This is a genomic window from Pseudomonas sp. PDM13, from assembly GCF_025685765.1.
Lineage (GTDB): Bacteria > Pseudomonadota > Gammaproteobacteria > Pseudomonadales > Pseudomonadaceae > Metapseudomonas > Metapseudomonas solani.
Genome location: NZ_JAOTQU010000036.1, coordinates 1 through 20,277 on the forward strand (window position 1 = coordinate 1; position 20,277 = coordinate 20,277).

The following is a 20,277-nucleotide window of genomic DNA, read 5'->3' on the forward strand; positions in this document are numbered from 1 at the left end:
TGCGCACGGGCTTTCGTAGGATGGCGTAGAGCGAAGCGAAACCCATGCGGCGGAGGTGGCACGAACCCTTGGGCGCCCGGAAAGGGCCGTGCTTGAACGCTTGCATTAAAACCACAACAGCTAACGCAGACAGAGCCAATGAATTCGCCCCCACCGGATGGGCGGCGAGGCGCTTCAACCCCCCAGCAGGAAGTTGCCCCGTGCAGGCTGGCCGGTGCCGTCGAGCAGCGGCACCTGGGAGTCGTCCTTGAGGTTGACCCCGGAGAGCTGGCGACGGCTGGCCTCACGCATCAGGTAGAGGAGGCGGTGGGCGGCGAGGCCGTAGGAGAGGCCTTCCAGGCGCACGTTGGAGATGCAGTTGCGGCTGGCATCGGTGAGGCCGACCCGGGGCGCCCAGGTGAAGTACAGGCCGAGGCTGTCGGGGGAGCTGAGGCCGGGGCGCTCGCCGATGAGGATCACCACCATCTTCGCCTTGAGCAGTTCGGCCACCTCGTCCGCCACCGCCACGCGGCCCTGTTCCACCAGGACGATGGGCGCGGTGCGCCAGCCGTCTTCCGCCGCCTGTTCCTCGAAGCGTTGCAGGAAGGGCAGGGCGTGGCGCTGCACGGCCAGGGAAGACAGGCCATCGGCGATCACCAGGGCCAGGTCGTAGCCGTCGGGATTGGCCTCGGCGTGCTGGCGCAGGCGCTGGGCCGAGTCCTCGTCCAGGCGCCGGCCCAGGTCCGGGCGCTGCAGGTAGGTGTGGCGGTCCGCCGCTGCGCTGTGCAGCAGCAGGCTGTCGCGATCGCGCGTGGCCAACTCGGCAGCCAGGGCCGCGCGGTCGAAGGGCAGGTGCACGGCGTCGCGGGCCTGGGCGTGGGCGAACTGGAAATCCAGCTGGGCGCCGGTGGGCAGGCTGGTGCCGGCGCGGCCGAGGGCGATGCGCGCCGGGGTGAGGTTGCGCAGTTCGCGCCAGGGGTTATCGAGGGCGGGGCGTTTGTCGTCGCTCATGGGGCCTCCTCAGGTGAGCTGCGCCAGGGCCTGGCGGAAGGCGGGTGGCACCTGCTCGCCCAGGCGCACGCGGCCACCCTGCTGGCTGGCGATGCCCATGCGCTCGAGCCAGGCCTCGAACTCGGGGGCCGGGCGCAGGCCCAGGCTCTGGCGGGCGTAGAGGGCATCGTGGAAGGAGGTGGTCTGGTAGTTGAGCATCACGTCGTCGGAGCCGGGGATGCCCATGATGAAGTTGATGCCGGCGACGCCGAGCAGGGTCAGCAGCATGTCCATGTCGTCCTGGTCCGCTTCGGCGTGGTTGGTGTAGCAGATGTCGCAACCCATGGGCACGCCGAGGAGCTTGCCGCAGAAGTGGTCCTCCAGCCCGGCGCGGATGATCTGCTTGCCGTTGTAGAGGTACTCCGGGCCGATGAAGCCGACCACGGTATTGACCAGGAAGGGGTCGAAGTGGCGCGCTACGGCATAGGCGCGGGTTTCGCAGGTCTGCTGGTCGACGCCGTGGTGGGCGTTGGCGGAGAGCGCGCTGCCCTGGCCGGTCTCGAAGTACATGAGGTTGTTGCCCAGGCTGCCGCGTTTCAGCGAGAGGCCGGCTTCGTAGCCCTCGCGGAGGATTTCCAGGCTGATGCCGAAGCTGGCGTTGGCCGCCTCGGTGCCGGCGATGGACTGGAACACCAGGTCCAGCGGCACGCCGCGGTTGATCGCCTCGATGGAGGTGGTGACGTGGGTGAGCACGCAGGCCTGGGTGGGAATTTCGTAGCGTTGGATGATGGCGTCGAGCATCTCCAGCATGGCGCAGATGGACGACAGGCTGTCGGTGGCCGGGTTGATGCCGAGCATGGCGTCGCCGTTGCCATAGAGCAGGCCGTCAAGAATGCTCGCGGCGATGCCGGCGGGCTCGTCGGTGGGGTGGTTGGGCTGCAGCCGCGTGGCCATGCGCCCGCGCAGGCCCATGGTGTTGCGGAAGCGGGTGACGACGCGGATCTTTTGCGCCACCAGCACCAGGTCCTGCACGCGCATGATCTTCGACACGGCCGCGGCCATCTCCGGCGTCAGCCCCGGGGCCAGGGCGCGCAACGCGGCCTCGTCGGCCACGTCGCCGAGCAGCCAGTCGCGCAGGCCGCCGACGGTGAGGTGGCTGACCGGGTCGAAGGCGGCGCGGTCGTGGCCGTCGATGATCAGGCGGGTGACTTCGTCCTCCTCGTAGGGGATCAGCGCCTCGTCGAGGAAGTGCTTGAGCGGGATGTCGGCCAGGGCCATCTGCGCGGCCACGCGTTCGCCGTCGCTGCTGGCAGCGACACCGGCGAGGAAGTCGCCGGAGCGTGCCGGGCTGGCCTTGGCCATGACCTCCTTGAGGCTATCGAAACGCCAGGTCTGGCCGCCGACGCTGTGGGAAAAAACTGCCATGTCGATCGTCCTGTCTGTGCCGGCCCCACCGTTGCGATGGGGCCGGCCTGGGGGCTCAGATGCGGGTCAGCATCGCGTCGGCGGGGGCGCTGGCGCGGTGGTGGGCGGTGAACTGGAACCAGACGAACCCCACGGCCATGATGCCGAGGAAGATCAACCCGATCAGGGTGTTGAACCAGGCCATGGCCACCAGGCAGGCAACCGCCAGCAGCAGGGCGATGGCCGGCACCACCGGGTAGCCCGGGGCGCGGAAGGTGCGCTCCAGGTTGGGTTCGCTGGCGCGCAGCTTGAACAGCGCGAGCATGCTGATGATGTACATGACGATGGCGCCGAACACGCTCATGGTGATCATCGCAGCGGTCAGGCTCATGCCCTGCAGGTTGATCAGGCCGTCGCTGTAGATGGCGGCGATGCCGATCACGCCGCCGGCGATGATGGCGCGGTGCGGGGTCTGGAAGCGCGACAGCTTGGCCAGGCCACGGGGCAGGTAGCCGGCACGGGCCAGGGCGAAGAACTGCCGCGAGTAGCCGAGGATGATGCCGTGGAAGCTGGCCACCAGGCCGAACAGGCCGATCCACACCAGCATGTGCAGCCAGCCGGAGTTCTCGCCGACCACGGTTTTCATGGCCTGGGGCAGCGGGTCGTTGATGTTCGACAGCTGGGTCCAGTCGCCCACGCCACCGGCGAAGACCATCACCCCGAGGGCCAGGGTCACCAGGGTGAGGATGCCGGCGATGTAGGCCTTGGGAATGGTGCGTTTCGGGTCCTTGGCTTCCTCGGCCGCCATGGCCGCGCCCTCGATGGCGAGGAAGAACCAGATGGCGAAGGGGATGGCGGCGAAGATGCCGGAGATCGAGGCGCTGCTGAAGGTGTCCGAGCCGGCCCAGCCGTTGAGCACGAAGTTGCTGAAGCTGAAGCCCGGCGCCACCACACCCATGAACACCAGCAGTTCGGCCACGGCGAGCAGGGTGACCACCAGTTCGAAGGTGGCGGCGATGCTGACGCCGAGGATGTTCAGGGTCATGAACACGAAGTAGGCACCCACCGCCGCGTGCTTGGGATCAAGCTCGGGGAACTGCACGTTGAGGTAAGCGCCGATGGCCATGGCGATGGCCGGTGGGGCGAAGACGAATTCGATCAGCGTGGCGATGCCGGCGATCAGCCCGCCGCGCTCACCGAAGGCGCGGCTGCTGTAGGCGAAGGGGCCGCCGGCGTGGGGGATGGCGGTGGTCAGTTCGGTGAAGCTGAAGATGAAGCAGGTGTACATGGTCGCCACCAGCAGCGTGGTGACCAGGAAGCCGAGGGTGCCGGCGGCGCCCCAGCCGTAGCTCCAGCCGAAATACTCGCCGGAAATCACCAGGCCGACGGCGATGCCCCAGAGGTGCAGGGTGCCGAGGGTGGGTTTGAGTTGATTAGTGGTTGTCATGCGCGTCTCCGGAGGTTGCCTTGGGGGAAGTGGGGCGACGGATCGGAGAGGCGGGAGGCGGCGCGTGGCCCGAGCGGGCACGGACCACCGACTGCGGGCAGCAGCGAGGCGTGATGCACATGGAGTTCACCGTTTCTTGTTGTTGTAGTCGGATGGAGCCGGGGTGGAGCGGACCGGGCGCCGCCTGATCGCTGCCCGGTCCTTTTCTTACCTATCAGCAGCTCTCCTGGCCTTGCGAGCTAGAGCGAGACTAGGAGGAGCTCGCCGAGAAAGCGCAGTTTGCTGGTGCAAATGAGCATTTCGAGACGGGCTCCGACAACGTATCGCCGACGCGCAGCTGGTCCAGAGGCTTTTTAGAAGAAGCCGAGAGGGTTGATGTCATAACTCACCAGCAGGTTCTTGGTCTGCTGGTAGTGGTCGAGCATCATCTTGTGGGTTTCGCGGCCGACGCCGGACTTCTTGTAGCCACCGAACGCGGCGTGGGCCGGGTACAGGTGGTAGCAGTTGGTCCAGACGCGGCCAGCCTTGATGCCACGGCCCATGCGGTAGGCGCGGTTGATGTCGCGGGTCCAGAGGCCGGCGCCCAGGCCGAACTCGGTGTCGTTGGCGATGGCCAGGGCTTCCGCTTCGTCCTTGAAGGTGGTGACGCCCACCACCGGGCCGAAGATCTCCTCCTGGAACACGCGCATCTTGTTGTTGCCCTTCAGCAGCGTCGGCTGGATGTAGTAGCCGGTGGACAGGTTGCCTTCGAGCTTCTCGACGCCGCCGCCGGTGAGGATTTCAGCACCTTCCTGCTGGGCGATATCGAGGTAGCTGAGGATCTTGTCGTACTGCTGCTCGGAGGCCTGGGCGCCGACCATGGTGTCAGTGTCCAGCGGGTCGCCGCGCTTGATGGCCTTCACCTTCTTCATCACCTCGGCCATGAATGCCGGGTAGATGGATTCCTGCACCAGGGCGCGGGACGGGCAGGTGCACACCTCGCCCTGGTTGAAGAAGGCCAGCACCAGGCCTTCGGCGGCCTTCTCGATGAAGGCCGGCTCGGCCTGCATGATGTCTTCGAAGAAGATGTTCGGGCTCTTGCCACCCAGCTCGACGGTGGACGGAATGATGTTCTCCGCCGCGCAATGCATGATGTGCGCGCCCACCGGGGTGGAGCCGGTGAAGGCGATCTTGGCGATGCGCTTGCTGGTGGCCAGCGCTTCGCCCGCTTCCTTGCCGAAGCCTTGCACCACGTTGAGCACGCCGGGCGGCAGCAGGTCGCCGATCAGCTCCAGCAGCACGCTGATGCCCAGCGGGGTTTGTTCGGCGGGCTTGAGCACCACGCAGTTGCCGGCGGCCAGGGCCGGGGCCAGCTTCCAGGCGGCCATCAGCAGCGGGAAGTTCCACGGGATGATCTGCCCGACCACGCCCAGGGGTTCGTGGATGTGGTAGGCAACGGTGTTCTCGTTGATCTCGGCGGCGCCGCCTTCCTGGGCGCGGATGCAGCCGGCGAAGTAGCGGAAGTGGTCGGCGGCCAGGGGGATGTCGGCGTTGAGGGTTTCACGCACGGCCTTGCCGTTGTCCCAGGTCTCGGTGACGGCGAGCAGTTCGAGGTTGGCTTCGATGCGGTCGGCGATCTTCAGCAGCACCAGGGAGCGGTCCTGCACCGAGGTCTTGCCCCAGGCATCGGCGGCGGCATGGGCGGCGTCCAGCGCCTTGTCGATATCGGCGGCGTCGGAGCGGGGGAATTCGGCGATGGGCTGGCCATTCACCGGCGAAGTGTTGGTGAAGTACTGGCCGTTGACCGGCGGGACGAACTCGCCGCCGATGTAGTTGCCGTAGCGGGCCTTGAAGGAAACGATGGCGCCGGGGGTACCGGGTTGGGCGTAACGCATGGTCTATCTCCTGGCTCTTGTGCTTATTGGGGAGTTGGCGCCGAAGCGCTTTGAGCAGCATAGAGCAAGGGCCGGGCCAGGCCGGCGGAAGCCCCGTGGGAGAGGGCTCCGAGTGGTGTGGGGAACGGCCTGCGGGCGAGGGCTGTCGCATGCCTGGTACGTCCCGGGTGACAGAGTGTCACGCATCCGGTACAGCGCTCGACCGGTGGGTCACCCGGCGATTGCAAAGCCGCTTGTGCTGGTGGATGCTGCGGCGATGCGGGTGCCCATCGGGGCACGGGCTGCCTCCCGCAAGCCCGCAATGGAGAACGACAAGAATGCACGACCACCTGAGCCGCCACGCTCGGCAAGTGCTGACCGTGGCGCAAGGCAAGGCCCAGTCCAGCGGGCCCGCCGCCGACCCTTCCATCGCCCGCTCCTGGCTGCGCTGCCTGGAGGATTACCACCTCGATCCGGCCCTGCCCATGGCGCCGACCGTGCTGGAGCATGCGCGCATGCTCGAGTGCCGCGAAGGCATGCAGCAGGTGCTGGAGATTGCCAGCGGCGAGATGAGCAGCCTGTATCACCAGCTTTCCGGTGCCGGCCATGCGGTGCTGCTCACCGATGCCCGGGGGGTGATCCTCAATTGCGTGACCGCCGGGGCCGAGCGCCAGGCCTTCGAGCGTGCCGGCCTGTGGCTGGGTGCCGACTGGAGCGAGGCTCGCGAGGGCACCAACGGCATCGGCACCTGCGTGATCGAGCGCCAGGCGCTGACCATCCACCAGGACGAGCACTTCCGCAGTCGCCACACCGGCCTCACCTGCTCCGCCAGCCCGGTGTTCGACCCCCAGGGCGACCTGCTGGCGGTGCTCGATGTGTCTTCCGCGCGCCACGACGTGTCGCGCCAGAGCCAGTTCCACACCATGGCGCTGGTCAACCTCTCGGCGAAGATGATCGAGAGCTGCTACTTCCTGCGCCGCTTCGAAGGCGAGTGGTTGCTGCGCTTCCACCTGCAGGCCGAGTACGTCGGCCTGTTCAGCGAGGGGCTGATGGCCTTCGACGGTGAAGGGCGCATCCGCGCGGTGAACCAGAGCGCCATCAACCTGCTGGACAGCGCCCGCGAGCGCCTGCTGGGGCAGAGCGTGGAAGCCTTCTTCGACTGCCGGCTGGACGACCTGCTCGGCCGCGCCCAACCACAACCCAATGCCAGCTGGCCGCTGCGTGCGCGCAATGGCCGTGCCCTCTATGCCGTGTTGCGGGGCCAGCCGCGCGCCACCGCCCGCGCGTTGCCGGTGGCGCCGAAATCCGCCGTGCCCGGGCTGTGCCTGGGCGACCCGGCGTTGGCCGCCGATTTCCGGCGTGCGCTCAAGGTGTACGAGCGCGACGTGCCCGTGCTGGTCAATGGCGAGACCGGCTCCGGCAAGGAGGCCTTCGCCAAGGCCGTGCACCTGGCCAGTTCCCGTGCCGCGCGGCCCTTCGTGGCGCTCAACTGCGCGGCCATCCCCGAGTCCCTGATCGAGAGCGAGCTGTTCGGCTATCGCGGCGGCAGCTTCACCGGTGCGCGCAAGGAAGGCATGCGCGGCAAGCTGCAACAGGCCGATGGCGGCACCTTGTTCCTCGACGAGATCGGCGACATGCCCCTGGCCCTGCAGACCCGTCTGCTGCGGGTGCTGGAGGAGCGCCAGGTGGTGCCCATCGGCGGCGAGGCCCAGGCCGTGGACGTGCGCATCATCAGCGCTACCCACCGAGAGCTGGGCGAGCGGGTGAGCAACGGCAGCTTCCGCGAGGACCTCTACTACCGCCTAAACGGCCTGGTGATCGACCTGCCGCCCCTGCGCGACCGCAGCGACCGCCCCGAGCTGCTCGACCACCTGTTGCACGAAGAAGCGCGCGGCCAGGCCATCCGCCTGGAGCAGGACGCCCGCCAGGCGCTGCTCGACTACGCCTGGCCCGGCAACGTGCGCCAGTTGCGCAATGTGCTGCGCACCCTGACGGCGCTGTGCGAGGACGGCCGCATCCGCTACGCCGACCTGCCGGCGGACCTGCGCCGTGCACCTGCCCCGGTCCCCATCAACGACTGCGTGGTTCACCCGCTGGAAGACGCCGAACGCAGCGCCCTGCTCGCCGCCCTGGAAAGCCAGCGCTGGCACATGACCCGCACCGCCGAGCAGCTCGGCATCAGCCGCAACACCCTGTACCGTAAGCTGCGCAAGCATTCGATCGAAACGCGCAGCCTGTAGGGGCGACTTCAGTCGCCCGCCGTACATGAAGAACCCGCCGATTGGCGGGTTCGTTCATTGCGCGATCCAAGCGGGCGCAGGGTGGATGGCGCTCTTTTCATCCACCGAACGATGCCACCGGGAAGCGCGGTGTCGGGGCAGCCCTGCGGGCTGCTTGGCGACTGAAGTCGCCCCTACAGCCCTACAGGGTGCCCCCTACGGTTTCCTCACGCGCCCTGGGGCATTTCCCCGCGCTTGAGGCGCGCGTTGATGTCGTCGATCACCTGCGGCAGGTCGGCGATGGTGTCGATCAGGTAGTGCGGGCGGGCGCCTTCGAACTGCTGGGCGATGCGTGCACGCTCCTGCTCCAGCTTGTTGGCGGGCAGGGCCTTGAACTGCTCCCAGGTCAGGCCCAGGGCGTTGCCGGAGCAGGTGAGGGCGACCGTCCACATGCCGGCGCTGCGGCCTTCGAGGATGCCCGGCCAGGTGTCGTCCACCTTCACGCAGGCGGCCACGTCGCTGATGCCTAGGGCGATGACGTTGGCCAGTGCCTGGGCCGGGTGCGGGCGGCCGTTGGGGACTTCGTCAGTGGCGACCACATGGTCGGCGACGTAGCCGTTCTTTTCCGCCAGTTCCACCACCTCGGCCATCACCGCTGCCGGGTAGCCGGAGCAGGAGCCGATCTTCAGCCCCTTGCCGCGCAGGCCGGCGATGGCCTCCAGGGCGCCGGGGATCAGCGCCGAGTGCAGGGCGATCTTCTCGATCTGCAGGGGCATGAAGCGTTCATAGATCGCGGTGACGTCGTCGTCCGTGGGCAGGCGGCCGAAGGCGGCGCGGTAGCGCTCGGCGATGGCGGGGATGTCGCACAGGGTGCGGATGTGATCCCACTTGCCCATGCCCATCGGGCCGCGCGCTTCCTCCAGGCTCACGGCGACGCCGAACTCGGCGAAGGCCTCGACGAATATCTGCGTCGGCGCGAAGGAGCCGAAGTCGACCACGGTGCCGGCCCAGTCGAGGATGGCGGCTTGCAGCTGGGTGGGTTGCTGGTAGTTCATGGGTGTCTCCTTGGGAGTGAAGTCAGGAACGGGCACCGAGGGGCTGGCCGTCGTTGCCGGGTGGGGGGATGAGTCCGTCGAGAACCTTCAGGGTCTTGGGCCGGCTGTTCCAGAACGGCACCAACATCAGGCTGGCGAGCAGGGCCGCGACGGTGAAGCCGATGAATACGGTGGTGGTGTCGAAGTAGCCGGGCAGCAGGCCGCCGAGGATGGCGCCGACCGAGCCGCAGCCGTTGACGAAGCCGGCGGCGGTGCCGGCCGCTTCGGTGGTACCGAAATCGATGGCGGCGGAGCTGCTGATCATCGAGTCGGGGCCGTAGAGGGTCAGGCCCAGCATGAACAGCAGGCCGACCACCAGGTACAGGCTGCCGCTCTGCATGGCCGGCACGAACAGGCCCAGGCACAGGGTCAGCGCCACCAGGCTGATGACGCAGGCGGGCATGCGCCGCGCGCCGAACCAGCGATCGGAGGCGATGCCGATGAGGATCGGCCCCACCAGCCCGGCCACTTCGAAGGCCGTGGGCACGATGGCCGAGGCGACCTTGCCCACGGCGGGCATGCGCTCGTAGACCATCATCGGGCCCCACAGCAGGATCGCGTAGCGCGCCGGCTTGAGCAGGAAGTAGGCGAGGCCGAGGACCAGCACCGTGCGGTTGCCCATGATCTTGCGCAGCGAGGCCCAGTGGCCATCGCGCTCGATCTTCAGCTCGCGGGAGGTCTTCACTTCCACCTCGACCGGCTGCAGGCCGACATCCTCGGGGCGGTTGCGCTGCAGCAGCCAGAACAGCACCGCCACCACCAGCACCACCACAGCGCTGGAGACGAAGGCCGCGCGCCAGTCGCCGAACACCTGGTACGCCCACCAGCCGGCGAAGGGCGTGGAGACCAGGCCACCGAAGGCGTAGCAGGTGCTCCAGTAGCCCAGCACCCGGCCGCGCTCGCGGGTGGCGAAGAAACAGCCGATGTTCTTGCACAGCCCGCTCCAGCCAGTGGACTGCGCCAGGCCCTGGACCACCATGCAGGTGGCGAAGATCGGCAGGGTGGCGAGGGTGCCCATGGCCAGCGCGGCGAGCGCCGAGACCAGCAGCCCGCCGAAGACGATCACCCGCGGGCCGAAGCGGTCCGCGAAGATGCCCCAGGTGAACTGGCCGATGGCGTAGGCGGCGAGGTACAGGGCATCGAGGTTGGCCATGACCGATTTGTCGAGTTCGAAATCCGCGTCCTCGGCGATGCCGAGCTTGGCCACCGAGAAGGCCTTGCGGGTGAAGTAGAAGGCGGCGTAGGCCAGCCAGGTGATGAGGAAGATCTGTACACGCCAGCGCTGGATGGATTGCCATCCGCGCCCTTGGACACCGAGTTGGTTGTTCATGGTTCTGACCCCTATGGGTTTGCCGACAGTGCGAGAGGGAGGCTGTTGTTGTTCTTGGGTACTTCCTGGCTGTCTAAACGCCGGGCCTGGTCAGAAGGCAGAGGCCGTGCGTCAGTCTGTTCATGGTCGTATCGCTAGGCGGGCTCCTCGCCGGCATGGCCGGCCGATGGAAAAGGGGCCGCCCGTATCGGGGCACGGGCGGCCAAGGGGCGGATATCAGGCCGCCGTTTTCTCGAGGGTCACGCCCATCGCCTGCAGGGACTCGGCGATGGCGCGCAGCAACTGGCGGACGATGGGCTCGTCGATCTGGCCGATGCAGCCGATGCGGAAGCTTTCGGCCTGGGTCAGCTTGCCGGGGTAGATGACGAACTGACGGGTTTTGAGTTCGTCGTAGAAGCGCTTGAACTCGAAGGCCGGGTGCTCGGGGCTGAAGAAGGTGGTGATGATCGGCGACAGCCAGCGGTCCTCCAGCAGCGTCTCGAACCCCAGCTCGCGCATGCCGGTCACCAGCACGTCGCGGTTGCGCGTGTAGCGCGCCAGGCGGCCCGGCACGCCACCCTCGGCGGCGTGCTGTTCCAGCGCCGCGTGGAAGGCCACCACGCTGTGGGTGGGCGGGGTGAAGCGCCATTGGCCGGTGCGCTCCATGTAGCGCCACTGCTCCAGCAGGTCGAGGCTCAGGGAGTGGGCGCGGCCAGCGGACTCTTCCAGCAGGTCGCGGCGGATGATCACGAAGCCGAAGCCGGGGATGCCCTCGATGCACTTGTTGGCCGAGGACACCAGGACATCGAAGGGCACCTCGTCCACGGTCAGCGGCACTGCGCCGAAGGAGCTCATGGCGTCGACGATCAGGCGCTTGCCATGGGCCTTCACCACGGCCGCCAGCTCACGCAGCGGGTTGAGGATGCCGGAGCTGGTCTCGCAGTGGACCAGGAACACGGTGGTGACCTCGGGGTGGGCGCGGAGCAGGGCGTCCACCTCCTCGGGTTGCGGCGGCAGGTAGTCGCCCTTGTCCAGCGCGATATGGGCGCGGCCCAGATAATCGAGGGTCTTGGCGGCGCGCTGGCCGTAGGCGCCGTTCATCAGGATCAGCGCCTTGCCGTCGCGGGGGATGGCGGTGGCCAGGGCGGCTTCCACCGAGAAGGTGCCGCTGCCCTGCAGAGGCACGCAGGCGTAGCTGTCGTCAGTCACCCCGGCCATGGCCAGCAGCTGCTGGCGGATCTCGGCGGTGACGCGGTTGAAGTCGGCATCCCACGAGCCCCAGTCACGCAGCATGGCTTCCTTGGTGGCGCGCGAGGTGGTCAGCGGGCCGGGGGTCAGCAGGTAGGGCTCGCCCTGGACAGGCGCGGCGAGGGGCGTATGCGATACGGGGAATTCGGCTTTGCTCATGATCGTCTCCAGCGGTGGTCGGGCTGGCGCTGATCAAAGCAATTGGCTAGAAATAAATGAAATCGATTTATGGTATTTCACAAACAAGCTGAGCTTATTAATAGGGGCGGTGATGTCGGTTTCCCAGGCACAACTCAAGGCCTTCCATGCCGTGGCGGTGCACGGCAACTTCACCCGCGCGGCGGAGCAGTTGTTCCTCAGCCAGCCGGCGGTCTCCGACCAGGTGCGCAAGCTGGAGGAGCGCTTCGGCGTGCTGCTGTTCAACCGCAACAAGCGCTCGGTGCAGCTCACCGAACTGGGCGAGCGCCTGCTGGCCATCACTCAGCGCCTGTTCGCCGCCGAGAACGAGGCCGAGGAACTGCTCACCAGCTCCCGCGCCCTGCAAAGCGGCAGCCTCACCCTGGCGGTGGACGCGCCCATGCACCTGCTGCCCTACATCGCCCGCTTCTGCGAGCGCTACCCCGGCATCCGCGTGCGCCTGGTGACCGGCAACAGCGACGAATCCCTGCGCCGGCTGTTCGACTACCAGGCCGACTTCGCCGTGCTCGGCCGCCCGGCGGACGACGACCGCCTGATCGCCCATGTGCTCAGCAGCGGCCCGCTGGTGGCCTTCGTCGCCGAAGGCCACCCCTGGGCACGGCGCGACGCCATCCACCTCGCCGACCTGCACCGCACCCCGCTGGTGCTGCGTGAACAGGGCTCCATGACCCGGCAGATGCTGGAAGACGAAATGCGCCGCCTCGACCTCGACACCCATCCCGCCATCGAGGTGGAAGGCCGCGAAGCGGTATTCGAGATGGTCGTCGCCGGCCTCGGCGTCGGCATCGTCTCCGCCGCCGAACTCGGCTCCAGCCGCGGCGTGCACGTACTGCCCATCCTCGACTTCGAACCGCGCATGACCGAGACGCTGGTGTGCTTGAAGGAGCAGGGGGCGAGGCGGGTGATCGGGGCGTTTTTGGAGGTGGTGGGAATTCAGGACGCCAGGTCCTGATTCCTTGCTCAGGCTATTGATCCGCCATTCGTGAGCCGCATCACGCGGCCCGCTTTCCTTGTTCCCCCGTCCCGGTTCATCCTTCGCCTGTGGCGTAGTGCCATGATTTTCTGCCGCTTCTCGCCTGGGCAAACCCGAGGGGTGGCAGCCATGGAAGACCTGCAAAAGGAGTTGCGGCGGGATGCGTGTGCTGTTCATTCACCAGAATTTCCCTGGCCAGTTCCGTCATCTCGCCGCCCATCTGGCGAAGCGGGACGATGTCGAGGTCCTGGCCATCGGCCGCGAGCAGGCGCCTGGGCTGCCGGGTGTGCGGTTGTTGCGCTACAAGCCGCACCGCAAGGCGAGTGCGCAGACGCACCCTTATGTGCGCACCTTCGAGGATGGTGTGCTCCATGGGCAGCAGGTGCTGCGTCTGCTGCTGGACCTGAAGGGCAAGGGCTACCGGCCGGATGTGGTGGTCGCCCATCCGGGCTGGGGTGAAAGCCTGTATGTGAAGGAAGCCTTCCCCTCGGCGCGGTTGATCCACTTCTGCGAGTACTACTACCAGGCCCGTGGCGCCGATGCCGGCTTCGATCCGGAGTTCCCGCTCGACACCAATGGCGCCGCGAGCATCCGCAGCCGCAATGCGCTGCACCTGCTCAACCTGGAGAACTGCGACCTCGCCATCACCCCGACCCAGTGGCAGCGCAGCGTGCATCCGGCGGCCTACCGCGACGCCATGCAGGTGATCCATGAAGGCATCGATATCGCTGGTCTGGGCCCTGATCCCGAGGCCAGCTTGGAGTTGCCCGATGGCCAGGTGCTGAAGGCCGGGCAGCCGATCATCACCTATGTGGCGCGCAACCTTGAGCCCTACCGGGGCTTCCATAGCTTCATGCGGGCCTTGCCGCGCATCCTTGAAGCGCACCCGACCTGCCAGGTGCTGGTGGTCGGTGGCGACGAGGTGAGTTACGGCAGCCGCCCCAAGGGCGCCGCCAACTGGCGCAGCAAGCTGTTGGCGGAGAACCCCATCGACCTGCAGCGCGTGCACTTCCTTGGCAAGGTGCCTTATGCCACCTACAAGCGGGTGCTGCAGGTTTCCGCCGCGCATATCTACCTGACTTATCCCTTCGTCCTGTCCTGGTCCCTGCTGGAGGCCATGGCCAGCGGCTGCCTGATCATCGGTTCGGATACCGCGCCGGTGCGCGAGGTGATCGAGGATGGCCGCAACGGGCTGCTGGTGGACTTCTTCGATGGCGTTCGGATCGCCGAGAAGGCCTTGCAGGCCCTGGCCGAGCCCGAGCGGTTCCAGGCCCTGAGGCGGCAGGCAGTGGTCACCGCGCGGGGCTATTCGACGGACAGCGGCATCGCCCGCTACCTCCAGGTGCTGGGCCTCGACTCGGTGATGCAGCCCGCCTGATTGCGACAGCCCCCCGTTCATTTATCCACACCTGCGGATACCTCTTCGGACTACCGAAGGGGCGCGGGTGGTGGCGGTTCGATCGTGTGATCCATCAAAGGAGAGGGTATGGATTTTCAAGGCACAAACGGCAACGACACCCTGGTCGGCGGCGATACGGACGACCAGTTCTATGGCGCTGAGGGGGATGACCTGCTGGTCGGTGGCGCTGGCGTGGACATGCTGTCCGGTGGCGCTGGCAATGACACCTTGCGCGGCGGGCTGGGCATGGATGTATATCGCTTCGGGCGGGGCAGTGGCCGCGATGTGATCGAGGATGGCGGGGGCGATGGCTTCATCAACCGCCTCGAGTTCGAGGCGGGCATCCTGCCGGAGAACGTCAGTTGCAGGCGCGTCGATGGGGATCTGGTGCTGAGCCTCGTCGACTCGAATGACCAGGTCATCCTGCGCAACTACTTCTCCAGCACAGGCTGGCCGGAGATCGCGGAGATCTTCTTCGCCAATGGCGCCCGTTGGTCGCCCTATGACGTAAGGATGCGGGTGGAGAGCGCCCCCCAGGGACAGCTTGTATTGGGCACTCCGGGCGCTGATCTGCTTCAAGGTACCGAGGGGGCCGACACCCTGGAGGGCGGTGATGGCAACGACCTGCTGAATGGCAGTGGCGGTGATGACCTGTTGCTCGGTGGTGAAGGTGACGACACGCTGATCGGTGGCCAGGGTTTCGACACCCTGGCTGGTGGCCAGGGGAGTGATACCTATCGTCTGTCGGGCTCCTGGGGCCAGGTTTTCATCGATGAGGAGGCCACGGCGTCAGGTGGTCACGATGTGATCGAGATCCTCGACGTGGCATCGATCAGCGTGCAGGTCAGTCGTGTCGGTAATGACCTGATCCTGTTGCGTCCGGGAACGAGCGACAGGATCACCATTGCCAACTACTTCGGCATGCAAGCCCCGGTTACTTCCGTTGTGGAGGTGATCCGCTTCTCCGATCGGATGTGGACACCGATTGATGTCATGCAATTGCTGAACGTCGGTACCGCCGGCAACGACACGCTGACGGGGACGCAGATACCCGATGTCCTTTCCGGTGGCTTGGGCGATGACCAGTTGTTCGGCATGGGTGACAGCGACCGGCTGGACGGCGGCGCGGGCAACGACAGCCTCTATGGCGGTGCGGGCAGCGATACCTTGCTCGGCGGTGACGGCGACGATTGGCTGGATGGTGGGGAGGGCTACAACCACCTCGTTGGCGGCATGGGCAATGACACCTATGTGGTGGATAGCCAAGGTTCCAACTTTATCGTCGAGAACATCGGAGGGGGGATCGATACGGTACTCAGCAGCGCGACCCATACGCTGGGCAATGCCCTGGAAAACCTGGTGCTGACGGGCAGTGCCAATATCGATGGCTATGGCAACCAACTGGACAACGACATCACCGGTAACGCCGGCGACAACCGCCTCAAGGGCGAGGCCGGCAACGACCGCCTGTATGGCCTGGACGGCAAGGACGTTCTGGAAGGCGGCGCAGGCAACGACAGACTGTTCGGTGGTGCGGGTGACGATACGCTGTACGGCGGGGATGGCGACGACTGGCTGGATGCAGGGGAGGGCGCCGATACGCTCGTTGGCGGCGCAGGCAACGATACCTACGTCGTCAGCCAGGTAAAACAGCAGATCCGCGAGGAGATCGGAGGCGGCCTGGATACGGTGCGCAGCAGCATCCATTTCGGTCTTTTGGCAAACCTCGAGAACCTGGTGCTGACCGGTACCGCGGACCTGAATGGCGCCGGCAATGAACTGAACAACGAGCTGACCGGCAATACGGGCAACAACGTGCTCGAAGGCGGCGCGGGCAATGACCGCCTTGAAGGGGGCGCGGGCGATGACCTGCTCATGGGCGGCAGTGGTAACGACACCTACTTCTTCTCCCGGGGCTGGGGCCTGGACGCGATTGCCGACCTTGGTGGCGGCGTCGATGTCATTCAGTTCGCTGCGGATATCCTGCCGAGCGACATCCAGGCGGTGCACCTGCGCGACGATCTGGTGCTCAACCTGAAGGGAACCTCGGACTCCATATCGGTCCAGCAGTATTTCCTTAACAACGGTGCGAATGCCAATGGCATCGAAGAGATCCGTTTCGCCAATGGCGTGGTCTGGACCTTCGCGCAGGTACGCAGCCTGGTACTCCAGGGGGGCGATGGTGATGACTTGCTCAATGGCTTCAGTACCGCCGATACGTTGAACGGTGGGGCGGGTAACGACACGCTCTTCGGCGCGGAGGGCAACGACCTGTTGATCGGCGGTGCCGGCAACGATGTGCTGAACGGTGGTACCGGCAATGACACCCTGCGTGGCGGACTGGGGGATGACACCTATGTGATCGACTCCCTCGTCGATGTGATCCAGGAGAGTGCCAACGAGGGTATCGATACCCTGGAGTCCAGCGTCAGCATCAGCTCGATGCTGAGTACCAATATCGAGAACCTGCGCCTGACCGGCAGCGGCAACCTGACCGGCGTCGGCAACGGCGCGAACAACCTGATCACTGGCAACCAGGGTGCCAACTACCTGATGGGCAACGCCGGTAACGACACCCTGAGCGGTGAAGGCGGCAACGATACCCTCGAAGGGGGCGTTGGCAACGACGTGTACCGCTTCGCCAGGGGCTGGGGGGCGGACACGGTGCAGAACGTCGAGCCCGGCTCCAATGGCCTGGATGTCATCGAGTTCGCTGCCGATATCCTGCCGAGCGATATCCAGGCGTCCCGCAGCGGGGCCAACCTGGTGCTGAGCCTGGGTGGCAGCGGCGATCGCATCAATGTCGTCAACTATTTCCTGAGCGATGGCGCCACCTCCAATGCGGTAGATGAAATCCGCTTCGCCAATGGCACCCGCTGGACCCTGGCGACCATCAAGGCGCTGGTACTGCAGGGCACCAGCGGCAACGACACGCTGACGGGCTACGCCACTGCCGACAGCATCGGTGGCGGTGCCGGCAATGACAGCATCCTCGGGGGCGATGGCAACGACACCCTGGACGGCGGCAGCGGCGACGATGTGCTCGAAGGGGGCGCCGGCAACGATCGGCTGGTCGGGGGCGCGGGCAACGACACCCTGAACGGCGGTGCCGGCGACGACGTCTTCGTGGTCGATTCCGCAGGCGATGTGGTGATCGACAGCAGCGGCATCGACACGGTGGAGGCCAGTGTTTCCTTCACCCTGGGTACGGGCATCGAGAAGCTGACGCTCACCGGCAGCACCAACCTCCAGGGCATCGGCAATAGCCTGGACAACACCCTGGTCGGCAACGCCGGCAACAACCTGTTGCAGGGCGGCGCCGGCAACGATTCGCTGAATGGCGGCGCGGGCAACGACCAGTTGCAGGGGGGTGAGGGCGACGACCTCTACAGCTTCGCCCGTGGCTGGGGCCAGGACGTGATCGACGATACCGACGGTGCCCTGGACGCCATCGAGTTCGCTACGGGCATCGCGCCCGGCGATATCACCGTCAGCCACGATGGCGACGACCTGTTGCTGAACCTGTGGGGCAGCACCGACAGCATCCGTGTGGTGGGCTACTTCGGTGCGACTGGAGCCGTGGAGCTGATCCGCTTCGCCGATGGCACCCAGTGGCAGCCGGACCAGCTCCGCTCGCGGGTGTTGCAGGGGGACACCATCGACGACCGCCTGGTCGGTTTTGCCAGCAACGACGTCCTCGACGGCAAGGGGGGCAACGACAGCCTCTTCGGGCTGGCTGGTGACGACACCCTGTACGGCGGGGCCGGCAACGACCTGCTCGACGGCGGCGATGGCAACGACCTGCTCGATGGCTACACCGGGGTCGATACCCTGATCGGCGGTGCCGGCGATGACCGCTACTGGGTGGACGCGGGCGACAGCGTGGTCGAAGGCGTGGACGGCGGCATCGACACGGTCGAGTCGCGGGTTTCCTGGACCCTGGGCGACAACGTCGAGAACCTGGTCCTCAGTGGCCCGGCGATCGAAGGCATCGGCAACGCGCTGAACAACGATATCCGTGGTGGCGACGGCGACAACCTGCTGCGTGGGGAGGCGGGCGACGACCGCCTGAAGGGCGGGCAGGGCAAGGACACCCTGATCGGCGGTGCGGGCGACGACACCTATGTGTTCGGCAACTACTGGGGGCAGGACGTCATCCACAACCAGGACGACGGCATCGGCAAGCATGACGTCATCGAGTTCGCCGACTTCAACCCCGAGCACATCCGCTTCCGTCGTGTCGACGACAACCTGGTGTTCGAGCGCAACAACACCCTGGACAGCCTGACCGTCGTCGGCTTCTTCGCTGGTGATGGCAAGGGACCGGCCTCCATCGAGGAGGTTCGTTTCGGCAATGGCGATATCTGGACCGGCGACTTCATCCGCAACAGCCTGCTGCACGGTTCCTATGGCAACGACACGGTGCAGGGCTATTCCACGGACGACGCCCTCTTTGGCGATGACGGCCAGGACGAGCTGCGCGGCTTTGCCGGTAACGACACCCTCGATGGCGGAGCCGGCAACGACACGCTGTTCGGTGGCGCCGGTAATGACTCGCTGCTTGGCGGCCTGGGCGGCGACCGCATGGAAGGCGGTGCCGGCGACGACACCTACCAGGTGGACTCGCTGAGTGACCTGGTGATCGAGAGCGCCGATGCGGGAGTCGACACCGTCGAATCCAGCGTGACCCAGACCCTGGGTGCCCATGTCGAGAACCTGGTGCTTACCGGAACCGCTGCCATCAATGGTACGGGCAACGCGCTGGACAACGTCATCACCGGCAACCAGGCGAACAACGTGCTGCAGGGGGGCGCGGGCAACGACCAGCTCTCCGGTGGTGCGGGCAATGACACCCTGTACGGCGGCGTGGGTGATGATCGCCTGAACGGTGGCGAAGGAAACGACGCCCTCTATGGCGGGGGCGGCAACGACACCTACGTCATCGACTCGGCAGGTGACAGCGTCGTCGAGTACTCCAATGAGGGCGTTGACACGGTGGAGTCTTCCGTTACCCATACGCTGGGCTTTGCCGTAGAGAACCTCACCCTCACCGGCACTGCTGCTATCAACGGCACCGGCAATGACCTGGACAACCTCATCATCGGCAACGATGCGAACAACGCGCTGTATGGCGGCATCGGCAACAACAGCCTGTTCGGCAGGGGCGGTGATGACCTGCTGGTGACGGGCTCCGGGCAGGACTACCTCGATGGCGGAGACGGCAACGACACCCTGAACGGCAACCTCGGCAACGACACGCTGTTCGGCGGGGCCGGCAATGACGTCCTCAATGGCGGCGATGGCGATGACCGCCTGTACGGCGGCGAGGGTAACGACAGCCTCTATGGCGGCCGTGGCAACGACACCTTCGTGATCGATTCGCTCGGTGACAGCGTCTTCGAGTACCTCAACGACGGGATCGACACCGTCGAGGCCTCCATCAGCCACAGCCTGGCGTTCGGCGTGGAGAACCTGACCCTGACCGGGGACGCCGCTATCGACGGGACCGGCAACACCCTGGACAACCAGCTGCGTGGTAACGCGGCGGCCAACCGGCTGTCTGGTGGCGCGGGAAATTACACGCTGATCGGTGGGGCCGGCAATGACACCCTCTCCGGTGGTGCCGGCTCGGATACTTATGTCTTCGGCCTGGGCGACGGCCAGGATGTCATCCAGAACAACGACAGCGTGGCGGGCAGCCTGGACCTGTTGCAATTCGGCGGCGGCATCTCGGTCGAGCAACTCTGGTTCCGCCAGAACGGCAACGACCTGGACGTCAGCCTGGTGGGCGGCACCGAGCGGGTGAGCATCGAGAACTGGTACGGCGGCAGCGCCTACCACCTCGATCAGTTCAAGTCGGCCGACGGCAAGACCCTGCTGGACAGCCAGGTGCAGGGGCTGGTGGATGCGATGGCCGCCTTCGGTGTGCCGGCTGGGGCTGAGGGCAACCTCACCGCCGCCCAGCGCGACGAGCTGAACCTGGTGATCGCCGCCAACTGGCAGTGATCGCCTGAACGCGTGACGAGGAGCCCCGCCAATCGGCGGGGCTTTTTCGTTGCGCGGCGGCGAATGAAATCACCTTCCAACGCTCTACATATGCCGCAGGGCCAGGCTCCGGGCGGGGCCGCTGTGCTAACCTGCGGCATGTTTTTTTCGGGCTCCGG

11 protein-coding genes are annotated in these 20,277 nt (G+C 66.4%); 4 read left to right on the forward strand and 7 right to left on the reverse strand.

Translation table 11 applies throughout. The features are described from left to right. Positions 1-174: 174 nt before the first annotated feature. The 4 genes from eutC to OEJ36_RS27720 form a co-directional block, all read right to left on the reverse strand. Entirely contained in the window at positions 175-990 is an 816-nt protein-coding gene (gene eutC / locus OEJ36_RS27705) for an ethanolamine ammonia-lyase subunit EutC (RefSeq protein ID WP_263404251.1), read from the reverse strand. A gap of 9 nt (positions 991-999) precedes the next feature. Next, positions 1,000-2,394, reverse strand: a complete 1,395-nt coding sequence (locus OEJ36_RS27710; protein WP_263404252.1) for an ethanolamine ammonia-lyase subunit EutB — start codon at positions 2,392-2,394, stop codon at positions 1,000-1,002. A 55-nt stretch (positions 2,395-2,449) separates the two neighbouring features. Next, positions 2,450-3,820 carry an ethanolamine permease gene (gene eat / locus OEJ36_RS27715; protein ID WP_263404253.1) on the reverse strand — a complete coding sequence of 457 codons (1,371 nt, stop codon included), beginning with the start codon at positions 3,818-3,820 and terminating at the stop codon, positions 2,450-2,452. A gap of 353 nt (positions 3,821-4,173) precedes the next feature. Next, positions 4,174-5,694 carry an aldehyde dehydrogenase family protein gene (locus tag OEJ36_RS27720; RefSeq protein ID WP_263404254.1) on the reverse strand — a complete coding sequence of 507 codons (1,521 nt, stop codon included), beginning with the start codon at positions 5,692-5,694 and terminating at the stop codon, positions 4,174-4,176. A 317-nt stretch (positions 5,695-6,011) separates the two neighbouring features. Here OEJ36_RS27720 and OEJ36_RS27725 point away from each other — a divergent pair, with 317 nt between their 5' ends. Further along, on the forward strand, positions 6,012-7,913 hold the full coding sequence (locus tag OEJ36_RS27725) for a sigma-54-dependent Fis family transcriptional regulator (RefSeq protein ID WP_263404255.1): 1,902 nt from the start codon (positions 6,012-6,014) through the stop codon (positions 7,911-7,913). A gap of 206 nt (positions 7,914-8,119) precedes the next feature. Here OEJ36_RS27725 and phnX read toward each other — a convergent pair whose 3' ends face one another. The 3 genes from phnX to OEJ36_RS27740 form a co-directional block, all read right to left on the reverse strand. After that, complete coding sequence (gene phnX, locus OEJ36_RS27730) at positions 8,120-8,947, reverse strand: phosphonoacetaldehyde hydrolase (RefSeq protein WP_263404256.1); 828 nt, start codon at positions 8,945-8,947, stop codon at positions 8,120-8,122. A gap of 22 nt (positions 8,948-8,969) precedes the next feature. Beyond that, positions 8,970-10,316: an MFS transporter gene (locus OEJ36_RS27735; RefSeq protein WP_263404257.1), complete on the reverse strand. Its 1,347-nt coding sequence runs from the start codon at positions 10,314-10,316 to the stop codon at positions 8,970-8,972. Positions 10,317-10,532: 216 nt separating this feature from the next. Continuing rightward, positions 10,533-11,702, reverse strand: a complete 1,170-nt coding sequence (locus tag OEJ36_RS27740) for a 2-aminoethylphosphonate--pyruvate transaminase (RefSeq protein WP_263404258.1) — start codon at positions 11,700-11,702, stop codon at positions 10,533-10,535. Between the two features lie 112 nt (positions 11,703-11,814). Between OEJ36_RS27740 and OEJ36_RS27745 the strand changes: the two genes are divergently transcribed. The 3 genes from OEJ36_RS27745 (at position 11,815) to OEJ36_RS27755 (ending at position 20,119) form a co-directional block, all read left to right on the forward strand. Beyond that, a complete protein-coding gene (locus OEJ36_RS27745; protein WP_263404259.1) occupies positions 11,815-12,693 on the forward strand; it encodes a LysR substrate-binding domain-containing protein in 879 nt (292 codons plus the stop codon). 181 nt (positions 12,694-12,874) lie between these two features. Beyond that, positions 12,875-14,092: a glycosyltransferase family 4 protein gene (locus OEJ36_RS27750; RefSeq protein WP_263404260.1), complete on the forward strand. Its 1,218-nt coding sequence runs from the start codon at positions 12,875-12,877 to the stop codon at positions 14,090-14,092. A 108-nt stretch (positions 14,093-14,200) separates the two neighbouring features. Then, a complete protein-coding gene (locus tag OEJ36_RS27755) occupies positions 14,201-20,119 on the forward strand; it encodes a calcium-binding protein (RefSeq protein WP_263404261.1) in 5,919 nt (1,972 codons plus the stop codon). Positions 20,120-20,277 lie beyond the last annotated feature (158 nt).